The following is a 21,127-nucleotide window of genomic DNA, read 5'->3' as shown; positions in this document are numbered from 1 at the left end:
CATTCTTTTCTAAAGACTAAATTTTCCATGCCGGCAACAAGCATTAGTTTTTTCATTCGCAGAGCGAAGTTTATCAGGTATTTTATTGTAATTGGTTGTCTTTTTTCGAGGCTGAACACTTTCGGGCAATCTCAAAATGAACGAGGTGTGCCTGAAATCGATGATTACACTGTCAACGGACTCACCAATTCCCAGATGTGGGCTGTCACCCAGGATAAACAGGGCTTTCTTTACTTCGGGGGAACACTGGATATTTTCCAATATGACGGATCAAGGTGGCGGGCTCTTAACTTACCGGGAGAAGTAGTTTCCAGCGTTTATCGTGCACTGGAAGCAGATAGCAACGGCGTATTGTATTATGGCACCAGTGGTGATTTTGGATATCTCATTAAAGACAGCATTGGAAACAATAAAAAGTCTTCATTACTGAATTTAGTTCCTGAACAATACCGGAAATTCCAGGATGTACGCTCAATACAAATTACACCCCAGGGTACTTATTTCCAGGTTCGGTCCCATCTGTTTCGGGTGTCTCCTGACAAAAGGGTAAAAGTGTGGACCCCAACCACTTCTTTTATGTATAGTTTTTTCGTGAACGGTGAATATTTTGTTCATGAGCAAAACAAAGGATTGTATAAGCTGATCAATGACAGCCTTACGTTGATCCCGGGAAGTGAATTTATAGGCAAAGACCGGATGCAGGTAATGCTACCGTTTGATGATGGTAAGGGTAATAAAAAATTTCTGATTGCTTTATTCAATGCAGGACTTTACCTGTTCGACGGAAAAACCTTTGAAAGATTCAGCTCCGAAGCGAATGAAATTATTACGCAATATTCAGTATACAAGGCCATGCTTTTACCCGATAAAACATATGCGTTGGGAACCATCGGGGCTGGTATTATCATAATTGATCAATCAGGAAAAATTGTTCAAAGAATCAACAAAACAAGTGGTCTGGCCGATGACCTTGTTTATTCCATGTTAATCGACCGGGATAAAAATCTTTGGGTTGGCCACGACGTAGGTATTTCAAAGGTCAAGCTCAGCAGTCCTTTTACTTATTTCAGATCTCTCCAGGGAATTACTTCATCTCCATTGTCGCTGACGAGATTCGAAGGTTCTTTATATACCGGTGTGGCATCGGGGTTATTAAAACTAAATCCAGAAAAGCAGGCATTTGAAAGGGTTACTGCTATCCCTCAAAGCCAGATTTTTGATCTGCACGTTGACCGGGATCAATTGTTGGTTTCCAATGATGGGTTCTACTCTTTAAAAAACGGGAAAGTCAAAACAATCAGGGAATCAGTAAGCGGCGATTTTTCAACGTTGGTTATTTTTAGACCGAAGGCTAACCGGAACCTGCTTTTTGTGGGGTCAAATGAGAGCTTTTTTATTTTTTACAGGGACAGTACTATCAGAAGTGCTGAATGGGAATTACTCGGATCAGCACCTGGTATAAATGAAAGTGTATGGACATTTTCTGAAGACATTGATCATCCGGGAGAATGCTGGGCCGGAACGCAAAACAGTGCGGTGTACCGGGTTCAATTTCCGTTGACTGGAAAGCCAAAAAAAACCGATCTGAAAGTAAAAAAATACGATGCTTCAAACGGTTTCGGCAAGTTGCCTGGTATTACAACCAGCCTGCTAGGCCATCCGATATTTACAGGTGATTCCGGATTTTATCGTTTTAACTACAAAACGGAGAACTTTTACCAGGACACCCTACTGGGAATATATCCCAGGGGAGGTGGGATAAATGAATCTCTTATTGGTACTGACAAAGCAGGCCGTATCTGGTTGAGAATCGGCCATCGGACAAATATACTCACGCCTAACGGAAATGGCTACTCTATCGACAGCACCAGTATGGAACCGCTGGCGAAATATTCGATCGCCCAGATTTATCATGACCAGGATGGCATCTCCTGGCTGGCCGCAACTGATGCTATGATCCGGTATGATTCTAAACTTGCAGCGGAAGAGAACAATAGTTTCCCCGCGATTCTTCGCTTTGTCAGAAACGGTAAAACCACTTATAATCCGGAACTGCATCAAACATCCGGGTCGTTATTACACTTCCCTTTCAAAAACAATTCACTCAGGTTCGATTTTACCGCTCCGTATTACGATAATGAAACAAGAACTGAATACCAGACCATGCTTGATGGATATGATGACGACTGGAGCAGTTTCAGCAATAGCAACTATAAAGAATACACCAACCTGCCTTCGGGAAAATATACCTTCCGCGTTCGTGCACAGAATGTGTATGGCACCATCAGTAAAGAAGCCAGTTATACTTTTATCATAACTACACCCTGGTATTTCACCTGGTGGGCATGGACTATTTATGCAATAGCGGCAATCGCACTGATTTCTTTACTCGTTCGCTGGCGCACAAAACACCTGCATGAACAGCATCGTGAGCTTGAAAAAATAGTAAACGACCGCACCAAACAGCTGTCACAACGTGTAGAAGAGCTTGCGGTAATCAACAAAGTGCAGGAAAGCCTGGTAAGCGAACAGGACATTAATTCCATTTACCGGATGATCGGTGAAAAAATCCGCGAAATATTTCATGCGCAGGTGATCGATATCGTTAGTTACGACGAAAATTCCCGGGTTATAGAGGACAAGTACTCATACGAAAAAGGCGATACTACATTACTGGGACCACGGCCATTGCAGGGTTTCAGAAAATCGGTAGCTGAAACCGGCGAAGTTGTATTGCTAAATAAAGATGTAGCCAGGATTTCAAAGGAAAAAAATGTCATTGCCGTTATCGGAGAAATTCCGAAATCTGTTGTAATCGTTCCAATGATCTCCAACAAGAAACTGACGGGAATGATCAGTCTGCAGGACCTCGACAAAGAAAATGCTTTTTCTGAGAGTGACGTCAACCTGCTCAAAACCCTTTCCAATAGCATGAGCGTTGCGTTGGAAAGTGCAAAACGATTTGATGAGACTAAGAGATTATTGAAAGAAACAGAACAGCGAAATGCCGAATTAGGCGTTATCAACAGTGTGCAGGAAGGATTGGTAAGCGAACTGAGTATGCAGGGAATATTTGACCTGGTGGGTGAAAAGATCAGGGGAATTTTCCATGCTGATGTTATGGATATCGTGATGTACGACAGAGAAAACAACACCATTGAAGACAGGTATGCTTTTGAAAAAGGTGATCTCACGAAGCTCGGCCCCCGCCCCCTGCAGGGATTCAGAAAAGAAGTCGCAGAAAGCGGTGAAGTAATGGTCATCAATTCCAACCTTGACGAAATTGCCAGACAAAAAAATATCGGCGCTCTGATTGGTGAGGTTCCAAAATCGATTGTGATTGTTCCTATGATGGTAAATAACCAGGTTAGCGGAATGATCAGCCTGCAGGATATGGAACGCGAAAATGCGTATACGGAATCAGATATCAGTCTGCTGAAGACACTTGCCAACAGTATGACTGTTGCATTGGAAAGCGCGCGTCGTTTCGATGAAACAAAACGACTATTGAAGGAAACTGAGCAACGCAATGCCGAACTGGATGTAATTAACAGAGTGCAGGATGGTCTTGTACGCGAAATGAATATCCAGGGCATATTTGATCTCGTGGGTGAAAAAATCCGCGAGATCTTCAATGCGCAGGTGATCGACATTGTGATGTATGATTCCAAGCTGAACCAGATTGAAGACAGGTATTCTTTTGAGAAAGGTGATCGCACACTGGTTGGCGCACGCAAACCCGAAGGTTTCCGGAAACTGGTGATTGAAAACAGGCAACCCATTTTTGTAACTGATAATTTTGAAGCCGCTGCAAGAGCAGCAAATAATTCCGTACACGTCGGAGATCTTCCGAAATCAGCTGCTTTTTTCCCTTTGATCGCCGGGAATGAAGTTAAGGGGGTGATCAGTCTGCAAAACCTGGACCGTGAAAATGCTTTTTCAGATGCAGATCATAACCTTCTCAATACACTTTCCAATAGTATGAGTGTTGCATTAGAGAGTGCAAGGTTGTTTGATGAGACGGCAAGATTGCTGAAAGAAACGGAACAACGCAATGCGGAACTCGCTGTAATCAATAGTGTACAGGATGGATTGGTGAGGGAAATGAATATGCAGGGAATTTTTGATCTCGTGGGAGAAAAGATCAGGGAGATATTCAATGCACAGGTGATCGATATTGTTATGTACGATAAAGATTCCAACACCATCGAGGACCGCTATGCATATGAAAAAGGTGACCGTTCTCTGATAGGTCCCAGAACACCCAGTGGATTCCGCAAGCATATCATACAAACCTTGCAGCCGATATTTATTGATGCCAACTATTCATCCGCTGCCGCGAAATATGATAATGCAATCATTTTTGGTGAGACACCAAAATCCGCCGCCCTTGTTCCACTTATTGCGGGCAATGAAGTGAAAGGAATTATCAGTCTGCAGAACCTTGATAAGGAATATGCTTTCAGTGAATCCGACCATAGCCTGCTCACCACCCTGTCCAACAGTATGAGTGTTGCGCTGGAAAGCGCACGCCTGTTTGATGAAACCACAAGGCTTCTCAAAGAAACAGAACAACGCAATGCCGAGCTTGCCGTGATCAACAGTGTACAGGAAGGGCTGGTTGCGCATATGGATATCCAGGAGATTTATGATTTAGTGGGAGAAAAGATCAGGGAAATCTTCAATGCTCAAGTAATAGATATCGTTACCTACGATTCAAAATCAAACCTTATTGAAGATCGCTACGCATATGAGAATGGCGATCGTACCACCCTGCCCGCTCGTATTCCATCTGGTTTCAGAAAACATGTAATCGAAACCAGGCAGGTACTCTTACACAATGAAAACGTAGCAGAGGAATCGAAGAAATTCGGAAATGAAGTAATGTATGGAGTACAACCCAAATCGCAGGTATTCGTTCCGATGATTGCAGGCGGAGAAATAAAAGGTATTATCAGCCTCCAGAACCTCGATAAAGAATTTGCCTTCAAAGAATCGGATGTTCGCCTGCTCACGACACTCTCCAATAGTATGAGTGTCGCATTGGAAAGTGCAAGGTTGTTTGATGAAACCAAACGATTGCTTCTTGAAACTGAACAGCGGACAGCCGAACTTGGTGTGATTAATGTGGTACAGGAAGGTTTGGTGAGAGAAATAGACGAACAGGCGATATATAACCTTGTCGGCGAAAAAATGCGTGAGATCTTCAACGCACAGGTGATCGACATCGTTACTTATGATAAAAACAAAAACATCATTTCTGACAAATATGCTTTTGAGAAAGGCGACCGCACATTGCTTGCGCCAAGGCAACCGAACGGATATCGCAAATACGTGATTGAAAGTAAACAAATGTTGCTGTTGAATTCAGACATGGAAAGACATGCGGCGTTCTATGGTAATGAAGTGATCGTTGGTGAGATGACGAAGTCAGCAGTTTTTGTTCCGTTGATAGAAGCAAATGAAGTCACAGGAATTGTCAGTCTTCAGAATATCGACCAGGAAAATGCATTCAGTGAATCAGATCTGCGATTGCTTGTTACCCTTTCGAACAGTCTTAGCATTGCCCTTCAGAACGCAAGACTGTTCGATGAAACGAAACGCCTGCTGAAAGAAACAGAACAACGAACAGCAGAGCTTGCTACGATCAACAAAGTTCAGGAAGGTTTGGTTCGTGAGATGAATGCAGAATCGATCTATGAAATGGTGGGCGAAAAAATGCGTGAAGTATTCAACGCGCAGGTAGTCGACATCGTTACTTATGACCGCAAGGCGAATATTATCGAAGATCGTTATGCATACGAAAAAGGCGATAGAAGTAAGGTGGCTGCACGTGAACCATACGGCATACGCAAACACATCATTGAAACAAAACAAATGCTGCTGATCAACAGCGGCATGCGGGATTATGAAGAGAAGTTTGTAAACCCGATTTTTGTTGGCCAGGGTGCAAAGTCCGCAGTATTTGTACCGATGTTTGAGGGTAATGAAGTAACAGGGATCGTCAGCCTGCAGAACCTCGATGAAGAAAACGCATTCACTGATTCAGATGTAAAAATGCTTGTAACACTGTCGAACAGTTTAAGTATTGCCCTGCAGAATGCAAGACTTTTTGAAGAAACCAACCGCCTGCTCAACCAGGCAAAACAACGCAGTGCAGAATTGCAGACAGTTAATAATGTGAGCAAGACTCTGGCATCTCAACTCAACGCCGACGAGCTGATCGCACGTGTCGGGAACCAGATGAAAGAGCTGTTCAATGCAAATATTGTTTACCTGGCATTGCTGAATGAAAAAACAAGAACCATCTTTTTCCCTTATCAATATGGAGAAGTAATGAATCCGCGCAAAATCGGAGAGGGCCTTACTTCACAGGTACTGATCACAGGAGAGCCGCTTTTACTGAATAGTGAAATTGAAAGTTCAACAACTGCCCTGGGTTTTCAACGTGTTGGCTTACCTGCAGCTTCCTATCTCGGTGTTCCCATTCCTGACGGTGATAAAATTATCGGCGTACTCAGTGTTCAATCAACTGAACAGGAAAACCGGTTTACTGAAAATGATCAACGCGTGTTATCTACTATTGCCGCGTCTGTAGGAGTTGCCCTTCGAAATGCAAGACTGTTCGAAGAAGTTCAACTGGCAAAACTTGAAGCGGAAACAGCATCGAAGATTGCGGAGAAAGCCAATGAAGCAAAGAGTGCATTTCTGTCTACAGTAAGTCATGAATTGCGTACACCATTAACTTCTGTTCTTGGTTTTGCAAAAATCATCAGGAAAAGACTCGAAGAAAAAATATTTCCGCTCACGAATCAATCAGATCCAAAAACAGAAAAAGTAATACAGCAGGTATCAGAAAACCTGAATGTTGTTGTAGCTGAAGGTGAAAGGCTCACGCACCTGATCAATGATGTACTCGATCTGGCAAAAATCGAAGCGGGTAAAATGGAGTGGAGTGAAGAATGGGTATCGATCCCGGAAATTGTGGAGCGTGCATCTTCGGCAACATCTGCGTTGTTTGATCAGAAAGGTCTGGCAATTGAAAAAATATATGGATCAGATCTTCCTGAAATTCGCGGCGATCGCGACAAACTTATACAGGTGGTTGTTAACCTCTTGTCCAATGCCGTAAAATTCACCGACCAGGGCATAGTAACATGTAAGGTCAGCCGCACTGATTCAGATATCATTGTCGACGTCACTGATACCGGAATCGGAATTGCCGCAATTGATCATAATGCTGTGTTCGAACAGTTCCGGCAGGTGGGAGACACACTAACGGATAAGCCTAAGGGAACCGGCCTCGGTCTGCCGATCTGTAAGGAAATCATCGAACATCATGGAGGAAGGATCTGGCTGGAAAGCGAGATCGGCAAAGGCAGTACATTCTCGTTTTCTATTCCTATTGAAGTAAATGAAGAGCTGAAACCTGTTCCATTAAACGATCTCGTTGCTCAGCTGAAAGAACAGATGGCACAATCACGGCTGAACAACAAAACCCAAACGTCCACTATATTGATTGTTGATGACGATGATTCGATACGCTCTTTACTGTACCAGGAACTCAGTGATGCGGGGTACCTGATTGAAGAGGCGACAAATGGAAAGGAAGCATTGGCAAGCATCCGTGCCAACCGCCCCGACCTCGTGATACTGGATGTCATGATGCCGGAAATGAACGGATTTGATGTTGCGGCAGTATTGAAAAATGATCCGCAGACACTTGATATCCCGATCATCGTATTGTCAATTGTTCAGGATAAAGCACGCGGTTTTCGAATCGGGGTAGACCGGTATCTCACCAAGCCAATCGATACCGGAATTCTTTTCAATGAAGTAGATTCATTACTACAGCAAGGCAAATCAAGGAAAAAAGTATTGGTTGTTGATGAAGATCAGACGACAGTACGTACGCTTGTTGATGTATTGAAAAGTAAAGGATACCAGGTGGTGGAATCTGACGGAAAAGAACTCGTTACAAAAGCTATGGATACGCAACCGGATATCATCATTCTGAATTCCCTGATTTCAGAAAAGCATGATCTGACGCAGAGTTTGCGTTTGGAAAAAGGAATGGAAAATGTGTTGTTTTTAGTATACCAATAAAAGAGAGGGGACAGAATACAGGCAATAGTAAACAGGCAACAGGAACAAACGGCGATTGGGAGATCAGGCGTATTTGGGAAAAACAAAAAACTGAAATGAGAAAAGAAATAAAACAGTCAGGAAAAGGCAAAATAAGAAACAAAAGCAAAAGGAATAATCAGGATAAAGCGATTGAGGTTTTCAAGTTCAAATGATATGAATATGTCAGGTGAGTTTGAATGTATCTGCTGCCTGCGCACTGCTGCCTGACTTACAACCAACAACTGACAACTAAAAAGAAACACGAATACATGAGTAAAAAAATTCTGATCGTAGATGATGAACAACATATCCGGATGCTGATTGAACAGACGCTCGAGGAATTGGAAGATGATGGTGTTGAATTCCTCACAGCTGATAATGGAGAAAAAGCCCTCGACCTGATTCGGAGGGAAACGCCGGATTTGGTTTTCCTTGATGTAATGATGCCCCGGATGAATGGAATGGAGGTTTGCAGAAAAGTGAAAAAAGAACTGGGCATGAACCAGGTATTTATCGTATTGCTCACAGCAAAAGGCCAGGAACTTGACAGGCAAAAAGGATCAGAAGTAGGTGCTGATGTATATATGACAAAACCTTTCGATCCGGAAAGCCTGCTGATAAAAGCGAGGGAAGTTTTACAGCTGAACGGTTGAAATAGCCAGATATATTGAAACATGGGAAAACTAAGTCTTAAAAACATCATTCAGTCGAATAAAGAACTCGGCAGGCTGCTGGATCACTTCCAGGGTTTGCCCGGTGCTTCACTATATATAGAAGATGCGAAGGGAATAGCTCTGTTCGGTCTGCCGGATTCGACCGATGCTGAAAAAATTCCGATAGAATCAGACAGCAGCTTACTGGGATGGGTAACCTGCAATGAACAGGCATTGCTGGTAGCAGACATGCTTCGGATGATCGTGAACAAGGAACAGGAAAAAAAGAAACTAGGTGCAGAAGTACTGAATATGTACCAGGAAGTTAACCTGATGTTCAATTTTGCGGGGAAATTGGCGCAGGCTATTGAACCTGCCGCAATTGCACAGATTACCCTTGAAGAAGCAGGTCATGTTATTCGTTTCGCAGCAGGATGGATAATTATCTGGGACGAAAAAACAAAGCAGCTGAATATTCTTGCATCGGAAGGTCTGCCGCTGGTGAATAAAAGACTTGTGTTAGAGTATCACCAGATGCTGCAGAATATTTTACTGGATGGTCAGTCCGAAATCATGAGCGATCTTAGTGAACTCAAAGAAACCGGCATAATTGCGGAAGAAGTCAATTCATTGATTTTTTCTTCGCTTAAGGTTAACCGTAGGGTGATGGGTGCGATTGTATTGGCGCACACAGAAGCTGACCTGTATCATGCGAATGACCTGAAACTTCTGACAACACTTGCCCAACAATCTTCTACCACAATAGAAAGTGCAATGCTGTATGAAAAGAATATCCAGGAATCGCGGGAGAAGGAAGAAGCCATGCGAAAAATTTATGCCGCCGCCGGAAAGTTTGTGCCGTTTGAATTTCTACGTTCGCTTGGCCGGGAGGTAATAACTGATGTTCGGTTAGGCGACCAGGTTGAAAAAATCGTGACCGTACTTTTTACTGATATCCGCGGATATACAACAATCGCGGAAAAGATGACGCCGGCAGAGAATTTCAATTTTGTGTGTGACTTTAATCTCATGATGGGTCCGGTAATAAGGAGCCATTCCGGTTTTATCAATCAATACTTAGGTGATGCGATCATGGCCATTTTTCCGGGCAGCCCGGGAGATGCCCTGGCTGCCGCAGTGGAAATTGAAGTCCAGGTCAGGAATTTTAATGAGCGATGGACAATGAGCGGGCGGGACCCGATCAGGATCGGGATCGGAATGCATACGGGCCCGTTGATTATGGGAATCACCGGCGACCAGGACAGGATGGACGCTGCCACTATTTCGGATACGGTTAATACCGCTTCCCGGATTGAAAGCCTGACCAAGTATTATAAATCCAGCATTATATTAAGTGAAGCGACCCTTCAGCACATCGCTGACAACAGTCATTTTCATTTCAGACCCCTGGGTCGCGTAAGGCTGAAAGGTAAACACGAGGCGATCAATATTCATGAGTGCTTCAGCGGCAACGAAGCCGATGAAAAGAATGATAAACTCATTACCCTGCCCTACTTCACGGAAGGGATGCATCTTTACCTGAACCGTTCATTTGAATCCGCTATCAGTTCCTTCCGGGCAGGGATGGAATATTTCCCCACGGATCATGCGGCTAAATTATTTATTTCCAACGCGCTGAATTTTCTCAATCATGGCGTTCCGGACGACTGGAGTGGAGTGGAACATATTCAGGTGAAGTAAAGTTGTAAGTTTTAGGTTCTATGTTTTAAGTAAGCCTAAGAGCAAACGGTCGGGCTTTTTAAATGGTTTAGTCTGGAATTTTGCTTACAAATTTGTTACCTGATTAAAGAAGTTTTTCCGCAAACCGAAACGGTTTAATACAATGGAGATAAGGCCCAATCACAGGGCCTAACTTATAACCTCCAACTTAAAACCTTCCACGTAAAATCACTGGCATGATTTTTTCTCTCACAGCGTTGAATTTCTAAAAATTATCACATTAATAAACACCATTTTACGTGCGTATTATAACGTTGCCAATGAAAAAGGCGTTAAAATTAGGAAAATCACAATTTTCTTCTGCCAGCTTCGTTCAGTTTACGTACTCACTAACTAAATTTTAATATCCGGCTTTATGAAACACGCAGATCGTCCTTTTATCCTCATCATCGTTGCAGCGATTTCGCTTTTGTATACGGTGATGGCCTGGATTTGCTGAGGAAAAAAACTACACTGATGTTCAATGAATTTGCATTTCTTTACCGAAAGCATTCATCTATTTTATAATCTGATACCATGAAGAAATTCAATCTAAAAACCCGGGCTCTGATTCCCGCACTCGTTCTTATCGTCACTTTAGGTTCCTGCAGCAAGGATAAAAACCCTGACCAGGATAAACCAAAAACAAAAAAAGACCTGATTGTCCGCGCGTGGATCCAAACAGACCTGATCGCCAGCGTGGGTGGACTTTCCCAAAGCGTTTTTGACGACGAAATCGAAGCGTGTGCCCAGGATAACATATTCACCCTTAATTCCGACGGTACTTTCGTTCTCACAGAAAACACTGTAAAATGCAGTGCAAACGATATTGTGACTACCGGAACCTGGCAACTGGTGGAAAATGATACTAAAGTGATCATTGATCCCGCGGATGAAGATCCACAAACACTTACCATCGAAGAATTAACCGAAACCAGTTTCAAAGGATCTCTTGTTGATAACTCAACAGGAATGGAGATCAAACTGGTGGGCGTCTATCAGCCGAAATAATTTCTATAATCAACCGTCAGAAAAGACCGCTGCCTTTTGGGAGCGGTTTTTTACGTTTTACGTTGAACGTTTTACGTTTTACGTTGAACGTTTTACGTTCTACCTCCAGTATCTTCGTCACATGAAGATCAAGCCCGTTTCAGGATTTAGTATCAGACCAATTGAAGCGCGTGACAATGCTGCCATCGCTGCGATCATTCGAAATTCTCTCGCTGAGTTCGGTGCCAATAAACCAGGAACAGTGTATTATGATGAAACCACGGATCATTTATACGAACTCTTCCAGGCGAAGAAATCCGCTTACCTGATCGCTGAAAAGAACCAAGTCATACAGGGCGGCGCAGGAATATTTCCTACAGACGGATTACCGGAAGATACCTGCGAACTGGTGAAAATGTATCTTATTCCTGAAGCCCGCGGCTTCGGTCTGGGTGCAGCTTTGATGGAAGAATGCCTTGCTCTCGCACGCCAGCATGGTTTCAAAAAGATCTACCTCGAAACGATGCCCGAACTGAGAAAAGCCATTTCCAATTACCAGAAATTCGGCTTCATCGCTCTCGATAAACCACTTGGAAATTCCGGGCATCATGGGTGTGATGTGTGGATGATACGGGAAGTTTAACGTTATACGTTAAACCTCATTTACCATTAATCGTCGACCTTGCCGCTTCTGCCTGTCTCCGATTGATATATACCTGGAAGCCGAGACTCAAACCAACTCCGCCAGCACCACTCTGATTTTTCAGATCAGTATATCGGTAGCCAATTTTTGATTCGAAAGCAAGACTTTCATTGATAAAAAATGCAGCACCGCCGGCAATATAAAAGCTGAAAGCATTTTCAGTGGTTGTGATCGTATTGTTCTTGATCTTATTGGTTTGAAAATCGACATCACCATGAAGAAACGGTCTTACATTTTTTGTTGGGATATAATAACGGATGAAAGGCCCGGCTCCGTAAGTATTGATCCTGTTATCGCCAAGACTTAAATAACTATAAGAAAACTGTGCGCCGAGTGCAAAATCTTTAGCGATGAACCATGCGATATTGGGATTGAAAACAAAGACAGTTTTGTTTTTTGAAGTGTTCAGTTCCAATCCTCCCCCTACCATCCAGTCGCCACGTTCGGTCTGTGCGTTGACAATATTGAAAGAAAAAATCAATGCTATCGCAATCAGGATCTTACTCATAATTCGGGTTGGTTTTGGTAATGATATAACGGGGTAAATATAGGTAAATTGGCAGTGGGCAGCGGAATGAAAAGACAGCAGAGGCAATAGGCAATAGTACAAAGGCAACAGGAACAGCCGGCGTATGCGTGTGAATTTAGAATATGTTTGGTTCAAAAGTCTAAATGCAGATACAAGGCATGCCTTTTATCTACATTTAAACAATCATTGCAGGCATGGCATTTTGCAGGAAAAGTTGAATTTGTCACTCGCGAAGGATGACATATAACTTACCATTGATAACCTGTGCCGGCAGGGGGCCTTGAACCTTCAACTTTTAACTTTCAACCTTAAACTTGCTCCACTTCATACACCGGACTAAACTGTATTCATCGAGTGACTAAATTAATTTCGAACCCTGAACAAAAGATCATTGTAGTCTTGTGACAATTATAAAGATTAAATCGTAGAGACGCTATGCAGGGCGTCTCTACGATTTAATCATCAAATAATTTTCAACCTTAAACTTTCAACTTTCAACTTCAAACCTTTTCCACTTCATACACCGGACTAAACAAATAAACCCTCCCTGTTTTCACTTCCGTACATTGAATTCTTTTCCTGATCTTCTCTCCTTTCCTGAATATTCTATTACCTTTTATCCTGAATAAACTCGCCGGCGGCAGGTCTTCTACAAATAAAAGCTGATCGCCATCTTTATCATAACGCCTAAGCACACGCGTAAGGTCATCATCAGCGCATGAGCTTGCAGCAGGATTATTCAAAGAATTCCTTACAGCATTTTCAATATCGGGGGGAAATGTGTGTGATTGCAGAAAATAGCGGAGCAATTGCGAAAAATCTTTTTTCCATTCCTTGCCGTGCGATTGAACCCGGTTGCCATATTGTTGAAAGGTGAGCAAGTGCGCAATCTCATGAAGAAGCGTTAACAGAAACGCGTAACTATTCAGGTTGCCATTCACAGAGATGCGATGATTTTTACCGTTTACAGCATGCCGGTAGTCGCCAAGTATTGAACTTCGTTCACGCGTAATAGTGAGGTGAATTTTGTGCTGATGCAGAAACTGCTCTACCATCGGGTAGGTTCCTTCCGGCAGGTATCTGGCAAGTGTGTCTAACGGCTTTTCCTCTTTAGGCATCCGGATTTTGCTTCGAAAGTTTTAATAGTCCGCGGATCTCAATAAAAGTATACACCAGGTAGAGGAACATGCAGCTAAATATGGCCGGCTTATTAAAATTCTCTTTATTCAGCATCAGGTATCCGAATACCAATGCTGCCACTAGAAAAAGCTTGATCATAAATGATCCATAGACCGATCGAAGAAAACCCGCAGTCGAAGTTGCTCTCAGTCCTTTCTGCAACATCACCGCTGAAAATAAAGTGATCAGCCAGAGGACAAGGTTGCCAATCAACAGCACATCGACATTAAACCCTTTCTTTTCCAGGAAACTCCTGAAAACGATAAAGAGCATATTCAGTAAAACAAAAAGAATGATTAAGGGGGAAAGGGATTTCCGGGCTGCCATACTTACTCTTTTGATGTATCTCGCACTACCTTATAAATAGTGATTGCAATAACAATCAAAGGTAATAACCAAACAAATACCGGGAACCTGATAGATAACCAACGATCAGCCTTATAACCGATAAAAACAGCTATGCCGGTGGACACCAGGAACTGAGTGGCCAAACCGGCATAGCGAAAGAGTAACTTATTACGATTGCCTGAGTTGTCTTTTTGATTATTTGGCGATGGCATGTTTTGCTTCCTCAGCTTTTGGCAATTCCACCACACTGGCTTCCTTACCCATATGGCATTGACCATTAAAGGTAACTGTTGGTTCGATCTGTAACTTGCCGGCGTGAATATTTCCACGGATATGAGCCTGGCCGCGAAGATTAAGTAATTCCTTAATTACGAGTTTACCTGTCACTTTCCCGAGGATGTCGGCAGTCTGGCCTTCGATATCACCTTCTACCAGCCCGTCCTGGCCGATCAGAATTTTTGCAGAACCGGTGATGTTTCCTTTCAGAATACCATCTATACGCACGTCACCATTGCTTACAATATCGCCTTTGATGGTGGTACCTACGCCGATAAGGCTGTTACCCGCCGGTGATGATGAAGAGGAGGATGAAGAACTTGAAGAGAATGATGTAACTGACCCTGAGTCGGATTTGGATTTTGAGTTAAACATGGCTTCAGATTTTAATGTATCAATTTTGGATTTAATCGACGCTCTTTTCTGCTTCAGGTACATTGATCTGGGTAGTATCCAGATTGACAGGCACCTGTCCCGATAAAACATTTTTCACATTATTCCAGTAAGCCTCTTTGTATTTTACCTGTGTCTCCAGCGAATCAGCCCTGATTTTCAGCTGAATCATCTCTCTCCGCTCCGCCTGGCTGCCATAACCCGGTATATAATACTTCAATGGGGTAAAAACAATCAGGGACACCGTAAGACCTACCAACACCACAAAAATTGTGCACAAAGCGATATAAACGCTTAATCGGTTCAACTTAAACGTAACAACTTCCTCGTAAGTATCATCATTCATCACAACAAGGCGATAATGATTCTTTAAACGCTTTAATGTGGATAACTCCTCCTGGGATTTGGCCATTTTTCCTACTAATTGATAATTTTTCCCTGACCTTTCAAATGAAAAATCGAATTAACAACAAAAAACCGGTTACGCGGCCGCAACTGGCATAAAATTTTCACTTGCCCAATGCGCTGTTAAATATGCTTTCAGATTGGAATTCATAAAGTTACAGCGAAATATTTGCGATATTTTTAAAATAATTTTGCGGAAAATCAGTTTACTCTACGTGCGGATCAATGTTAACGTATTGATACAGAGATCATATCTCCGGATATTTTCAATATGGCTATTAATTCATTGCGGCGGCTATTCGTCTGCTCAACCCGGTGCGTCCGTATCCGACCTGGAAAAACCGAAAAAATTTGAGAACCGTAAACTGGCATCTGAAAAAGATACCGACAAAAAAATCGGCGGACTCAGGCGTTTTACCCAGAATGTTACCTCCCATTATAATTACCAGTTCAACGCCTATAACGAGCTGAACGATGTGGTGACCAGCGCCAAGCAGTCGTACAAGGACGATTTCAGCAAACTCCTATCGTTTTATAATTATTCCCTGCAGGACACCAAAGGCCAGAAAGCTGAGCTTGATTCAGTAATTCACAAAACCAACAATGGCATACTGCTCCATGATCTGCGAAGCGATTGGGTCGATGATATGTATATGCTCATGGGTCTCTCCTATTTTTACCAGGACAACCTAGATTCAGCCGCCATCGTTTTTCAGTACATCAATTTTGCTTTCCAGCCGCGTACCAAAGATGAACTTGGATATGATAAGAAGATCGGCAGTAATATGAACGCTACCGGAAACGTGTATACGATTTCAACAAAAGAAAAAAACAACGTCTTTGCCAATACCTTCAAAAACAAGCCTAAAAGAAATGATGCGTTGCTCTGGTATGTACGCACTATGATCGAAAAAGGAAATTATAATGAATCCTGGGGTCTGCTTGAAACACTTCGACGCGATGTTCAGTTTCCTTCAAGATTAAAACCTGATCTGGAAGAACTGGAAGCATTATGGTTTTATAAACAGGAGATTTATGACAGCGCAGCGTTTCATCTTGAAGAGGCTTTGGATAATGCAGAAAGCAATACTGAAAAGTCCCGTTGGGAATACCTCATTGCACAGATGTATGAACGGTCCGGTAAAAAAGACATGGCTGAAGACTGGTATGCCAGGTCAATGAAACATACTACGGACCCGATCATGGAGGCCTGGGCAAGAATCAGCCAGATCAGGCTGGTCACCGGTGAAAATGAAGAGCTACGCATAAAAGAAAATCTTGCCGCACTCAACAGTATGGCAAAAAAAAGCCGGTATGAAGAATACCGCTATATGATTTTCTATGCCGCTGCGCAAATGGAAATGCTGAGACATCAACCTGATGCTGCCGTTGCATATTTAAGGAAAAGCATAAATGAAAACCTCGTCGATGACGCGCACAAACAGAGGTCTTTTCTTCTCATGGCTGAATTGAATTACAGCATGAAGAAATGGGGACCGGCTTATGCAGCATATGACAGTGTAAATCTTGATCAACCTGATATTCCGGATGGAGCGATGCTGGCACATCGTAAATCCATTCTAGGAGAAGTTGTTAAACTCCAGGAAAATATTCGCGTAGAAGACAGCCTTCAGCATATCGCACGGATGCCGGAAGAAGAAAGAAAAAAGTATGTCAAAGTACTTGCAAAAAAGCTAAGAAAAGAAAGGGGTCTTAAAGAAGAAGAGGCAGCACCTGTTACCGGCACAGCAGCTGTGCCCAGTGCATTTGATGCAAATGTTCCCGCAGATATTTTTGCTGAAAATGCTGGTCGCGGTGGCGAATGGTATTTTAGTAACAGTTCTCTCAGGTCACAGGGTTATCGCATGTTTAAGGGGAAATGGGGAAACCGCCCTAATGTGGACAACTGGCGAAGAATAACAGCCATCAATACGCAGGCCATCGCCATAAATACGCGCGAGGATGGTGATGCAAAACCAAATGCAAAAACAGTTCCCGATGATATCACATCTGAAGGACTGATGGAAAATATTCCGTTGACGCCTGAAGCGCTTAAAGTGTCAAACGATACTTTGGAAAGCAGCTATTATCAATTAGGAAAGATTTTTAAAGACAGGCTGGATGATTGCGACGAAACCATCATCAATTATGAGAACCTGCTTAATAAGTTCCCGGAAACAAATAAGCAGGAAGAAGCTTTGTTTGGTTTGTACAGCTGCTACGCGAAAGCGGGAAATACCGCAAAGGCAAATTTCTACAAGGGATTTCTTGAAAAAAACTTCAGTTCGGGTAAGTATCTCCGTTATATTAACAGTCCCGTACAGGCGAAAAAAGATGAAAATGCTTTCAATACCGCCGCGACAAAAAGCTATGAAGACGTCTATAATTCCTTCATCGAAGGAAAATTCGACCAGGCGCTGGAAGCAAAAAAGAAAGCGGACAGTACCTATGGCGAAAACTACTGGACGCCACAACTTTTGTACATCGAATCTGTCTACTATATAAAAAATCGCCAGGACAGTCTCGCCATGTCGACACTCAATAACCTGATCCGTCTTTATCCTCAGTCCAACCTGATCATGAAGGCGGGAAATCTTTTAAATGTACTCAGCAGGCGTGGCGAAATAGAGGATTATCTAACCAATCTCCAGGTAACCAGGATGAAAGAAGATAGCATTTACCAGGTGGAGGATTTGTACATACCTAAAGAAAAACAACAGATCACGCAGGCTCCAAAACCACAGGCTGAAGTAGCGGCTCCTCCAAAGACGATTGTCAAACAGGTGGATACTACACAGTTTAAAGCGCCTGAGATTACGAAAAAGGCGGCAGGATATAGTTTCAATGCAGCGGAACCGCAAAAAGTGGCGCTGGTGCTGGACAAAGTTGACATCGTTTATGTAAATGAAGCGCGGCAGGCATTGAACAGATACAACAGGGAAAAATATTATAGCACACCTTTAGAAATTTCCATAAAGCCGCTGAATGATGATGTTAAACTGGTGATCATCGACTCCTTCCCTGACGCAGGTGCGGCGGTAAATTATCTCGAAAACACAAGGAAAGTGGCGCAAGCCGAGATATTCCCCTGGTTACCAGCAGGTAAATGGAAGTTTATCCTGCTGTCGGGCACTAATCTTGATGTACTTCAGGAAAAGAAAAATGTCGATGAGTATATTAAATTTCTACAGCAGGCAATTCCTGGTAAATTTTAGCTAATCTTATTAAACCGGGAAAGGGATTTTTTTTAGTTTTATACGCTGCGAAAGCATCAGGAAAATCTAGATCTTATGACAAAATGGGTTAGTATATTCTGGAAAGTATTCTTCATCTGCTGGGCCGCTTTTATTGTATTGATCCTTTCGATTAACCTCGGCCTTTTCGGCAAACTGCCTTCGTTGGTAGAACTGGAAAATCCATCCGTACTTTCCTCCTCAGAAATTTACGCCTCCGATGGTTCTCTCATGGGTAAATATTATACAAAGGACAGGATCAATGTACAGTACCAGGATATTTCGCAGAATGTGATCAAGGCCTTGATCGCCACTGAAGACGAACGTTTTTATGATCACTCCGGCATCGATCCGAAAAGCTCTGCACGCGCTGTATTCTACCTGGGGCGTGAAGGTGGTGCAAGTACGATCACACAGCAGCTTGCAAAAAACCTGCTCTTCGGGGAAGGAAGTAAGAACATGTTTATGCGCATGATCCAGAAGTTCAAAGAATGGATCGTAGCAATCAAACTCGAAAGGAATTTTACTAAAGAAGAAATCATTGCACTTTATCTCAATATGGTTACTTACGGAGATGAGATTTATGGGATCCGGAATGCAGCCCGTACTTATTTTCAGAAGGAACCTGGCAGACTTGAAGTGCAGGAAGCGGCAGTGTTGGTTGGATTGCTGAAAGGAACTACAAAATACAATCCTCGCAGAAATCCTAAAGCTGCTCTGGACCGAAGGAACACTGTACTTGATCAGATGGTGCGTAATAATTTTCTGCCGGCACCTGAAGCAGATAAACTCAAAAAAGATTTCATCAAACTGAAATACAGGAGGCTTGACGAGAATGCAGGTATAGCACCTTATTTCCGTGAGGTGTTGAGAGATGATATAAAAAAATGGTGCAAGGAACACAAGAATCCGAAGACAGGAAATCCCTATGATATCTATAAGGATGGTCTGCGCATTTTTACAACGATCAATCCACGCATGCAGGAGTATGCAGAGATAGCTGTTTACCGGCATATGCAGAATCTGCAAAAGGTTTTCAGCAATCAGAAAAACATTAAAGATGGCAGTATCTGGAAATCAAAGGATGGTCGTGTGATCATTGAATCAGCAATGAAGCAAAGTGATCGCTGGAGGAATGCAAAGGAAGATGAAATGAGTGAGGCGGATATCCGTAAGACTTTTGATGTAAAAGTTCCGATGAAGGTTTTTGCATGGAATGAGAAACGTGAGAAGGATACAATCATGACCCCACTGGATTCTATAAAATATCACAAACAGATCATGCAGATCGGATTTTTGTCGATGGATCCGCTGACGGGCGAAGTTCGGGCATGGGTTGGTGGTAGCAGCTTCAAAAATTTCAAATTTGACCACGTAAACATAAGTACCAAAAGACAGGTGGGATCCACTTTCAAACCGCTGCTTTATACTGTTGGCGTACTGAATGGATATCAGCCCGATACAGAATTTCCGCCTGGGCCGATCAATATGGGAAATAAAGTGATCACCGGAAGTGGCGGCCCGATGGCTATCTGTCTCGCCTACTCGAAAAACCCGGGAGCTGTTTTCCTCATTAACCAGTTAGGCGTTCAGCGTACTATTGACTTCGCGAAAGAATGCGGCATTGAAAGTAAAATTCCTGCCGTGCCCTCAATTGCATTGGGCTCAGCAGATATTTCTCTTTATGAAATGGTGCGTTCATATACGATGTTCCCTGGTCGTGGATTCAATGTTAAGCCTTATTATATTAATCGTATTGAAGATCGCAACGGAAACGTGCTCGAATCTTTCCACAGCGAAAGCAAAGAAGTGATCAGCGAAGCTGATTCATATGTGATGACAAAGATGATGGAAGGCGTTGTCAATTTTGGTACTGGCCGTGCATTACGCGGAGCATATGCAGTGCCTGGTGAGATTGCTGGTAAGACCGGTACCACAAATGATAATGCTGACGGCTGGTTTATCGGTTTCAATGCACAGTTACTCACCGGTGTATGGGTAGGTTGTGATGATCCGTTACTAAGGTTACTGAATACTACAGGTGGCGCGCAGATGGCGATGCCGGCATGGGCATATTATTACCAGCAGGTGTTTAAAGATAAATCGCTGGGTATCGATCAGGAAGCGAAATTTATGGTTCCTGAAAAACTGCATAACGAAGCAATTTATGATTACCAGGAACTCGCACGTGGCGAAACCGCTCCTCCTGCTGAAGGGGAGAATGCAGGTAGTGGAAGTGCATCAGATTTTATCGATATTCCTGTAAGTGATGGTCGGGAGAAAGTGGTTACAGAGTCTCAGAAGGTAATCGATGAAGATGAAAAAGAAGTGTTGAAAGAAGCAAGAAAGGGAGCGAAAGATGATGATAACGGAAGGGACAAAAAAGAAGCAACCGATACTACAAAAAAGAAAGTACCGTTTTTCAAACGAATCTTCAAGAAAAAGAAAGATTAACGAGGTATACAATATCATTGGGAGGCTGTCTCAAAAGTAAAATGAGGCAGCTTTTTTTATTTTCAGTTTTGGATATAGGTTTATACACAATTGAGCTGTATAAAAAGGAGGTTAGGAA

13 protein-coding genes are annotated in these 21,127 nt (G+C 42.9%); 7 read left to right on the top strand and 6 right to left on the bottom strand.

Annotation, left to right across the window (positions count from 1 at the left end; translation table 11 throughout):
- Positions 1–27: 27 nt before the first annotated feature.
- From P2W82_RS24415 to P2W82_RS24395, 5 genes are all read left to right on the top strand, one after another.
- Positions 28–8,106, top strand: coding sequence for a GAF domain-containing protein (locus P2W82_RS24415; protein ID WP_336518588.1), 8,079 nt, complete (start codon positions 28–30; stop codon positions 8,104–8,106).
- A gap of 290 nt (positions 8,107–8,396) precedes the next feature.
- Positions 8,397–8,780 carry a response regulator transcription factor gene (locus P2W82_RS24410; protein WP_336518587.1) on the top strand — a complete coding sequence of 128 codons (384 nt, stop codon included), beginning with the start codon at positions 8,397–8,399 and terminating at the stop codon, positions 8,778–8,780.
- A gap of 21 nt (positions 8,781–8,801) precedes the next feature.
- Positions 8,802–10,481: an adenylate/guanylate cyclase domain-containing protein gene (locus P2W82_RS24405; RefSeq protein WP_336518586.1), complete on the top strand. Its 1,680-nt coding sequence runs from the start codon at positions 8,802–8,804 to the stop codon at positions 10,479–10,481.
- Between the two features lie 555 nt (positions 10,482–11,036).
- A complete protein-coding gene (locus P2W82_RS24400) occupies positions 11,037–11,510 on the top strand; it encodes a lipocalin family protein (RefSeq protein WP_336518585.1) in 474 nt (157 codons plus the stop codon).
- Between the two features lie 121 nt (positions 11,511–11,631).
- The gene (locus tag P2W82_RS24395; RefSeq protein ID WP_336518584.1) at positions 11,632–12,132 is read left to right on the top strand and encodes a GNAT family N-acetyltransferase; all 501 of its coding nucleotides are present in this window, start codon (positions 11,632–11,634) and stop codon (positions 12,130–12,132) included.
- A gap of 16 nt (positions 12,133–12,148) precedes the next feature.
- Here P2W82_RS24395 and P2W82_RS24390 read toward each other — a convergent pair whose 3' ends face one another.
- The 6 genes from P2W82_RS24390 to P2W82_RS24365 all read right to left on the bottom strand — a co-directional run bounded on the left by P2W82_RS24390 (position 12,149) and on the right by P2W82_RS24365 (position 15,329).
- Positions 12,149–12,700: an outer membrane beta-barrel protein gene (locus tag P2W82_RS24390; protein WP_336518583.1), complete on the bottom strand. Its 552-nt coding sequence runs from the start codon at positions 12,698–12,700 to the stop codon at positions 12,149–12,151.
- 521 nt (positions 12,701–13,221) lie between these two features.
- A complete protein-coding gene (locus P2W82_RS24385; RefSeq protein ID WP_336518582.1) occupies positions 13,222–13,839 on the bottom strand; it encodes a SprT-like domain-containing protein in 618 nt (205 codons plus the stop codon).
- Positions 13,832–14,227: a hypothetical protein gene (locus P2W82_RS24380; protein ID WP_336518581.1), complete on the bottom strand. Its 396-nt coding sequence runs from the start codon at positions 14,225–14,227 to the stop codon at positions 13,832–13,834. Before P2W82_RS24380 ends, P2W82_RS24385 begins: the two co-directional genes overlap by 8 nt.
- A 2-nt stretch (positions 14,228–14,229) precedes the next feature.
- Positions 14,230–14,460, bottom strand: a complete 231-nt coding sequence (locus P2W82_RS24375) for an AtpZ/AtpI family protein (protein WP_336518580.1) — start codon at positions 14,458–14,460, stop codon at positions 14,230–14,232.
- A complete protein-coding gene (locus P2W82_RS24370; protein WP_336518579.1) occupies positions 14,444–14,899 on the bottom strand; it encodes a bactofilin family protein in 456 nt (151 codons plus the stop codon). The genes P2W82_RS24375 and P2W82_RS24370 overlap by 17 nt, the downstream gene beginning before the upstream one ends.
- A gap of 31 nt (positions 14,900–14,930) precedes the next feature.
- Positions 14,931–15,329: a hypothetical protein gene (locus tag P2W82_RS24365; RefSeq protein WP_336518578.1), complete on the bottom strand. Its 399-nt coding sequence runs from the start codon at positions 15,327–15,329 to the stop codon at positions 14,931–14,933.
- A 229-nt stretch (positions 15,330–15,558) separates the two neighbouring features.
- Between P2W82_RS24365 and porW the strand changes: the two genes are divergently transcribed.
- Together porW and P2W82_RS24355 are read left to right on the top strand one after the other, a co-directional pair.
- Positions 15,559–18,537 (top strand): type IX secretion system periplasmic lipoprotein PorW/SprE, encoded by a 2,979-nt coding sequence (gene porW / locus P2W82_RS24360; protein ID WP_336518577.1) that lies wholly within the window; start codon positions 15,559–15,561, stop codon positions 18,535–18,537.
- Between the two features lie 75 nt (positions 18,538–18,612).
- The gene (locus P2W82_RS24355) at positions 18,613–21,009 is read left to right on the top strand and encodes a penicillin-binding protein 1A (protein ID WP_336518576.1); all 2,397 of its coding nucleotides are present in this window, start codon (positions 18,613–18,615) and stop codon (positions 21,007–21,009) included.
- The last annotated feature ends 118 nt before the right edge of the window (positions 21,010–21,127 follow it).

The sequence above is a fragment of the Pollutibacter soli genome (genome assembly GCA_029269725.1).
Lineage (GTDB): Bacteria > Bacteroidota > Bacteroidia > Chitinophagales > Chitinophagaceae > Pollutibacter > Pollutibacter soli.
Note: the sequence above shows the minus strand (reverse complement) of the source record. Positions and strands in the feature narration are given on the sequence as shown.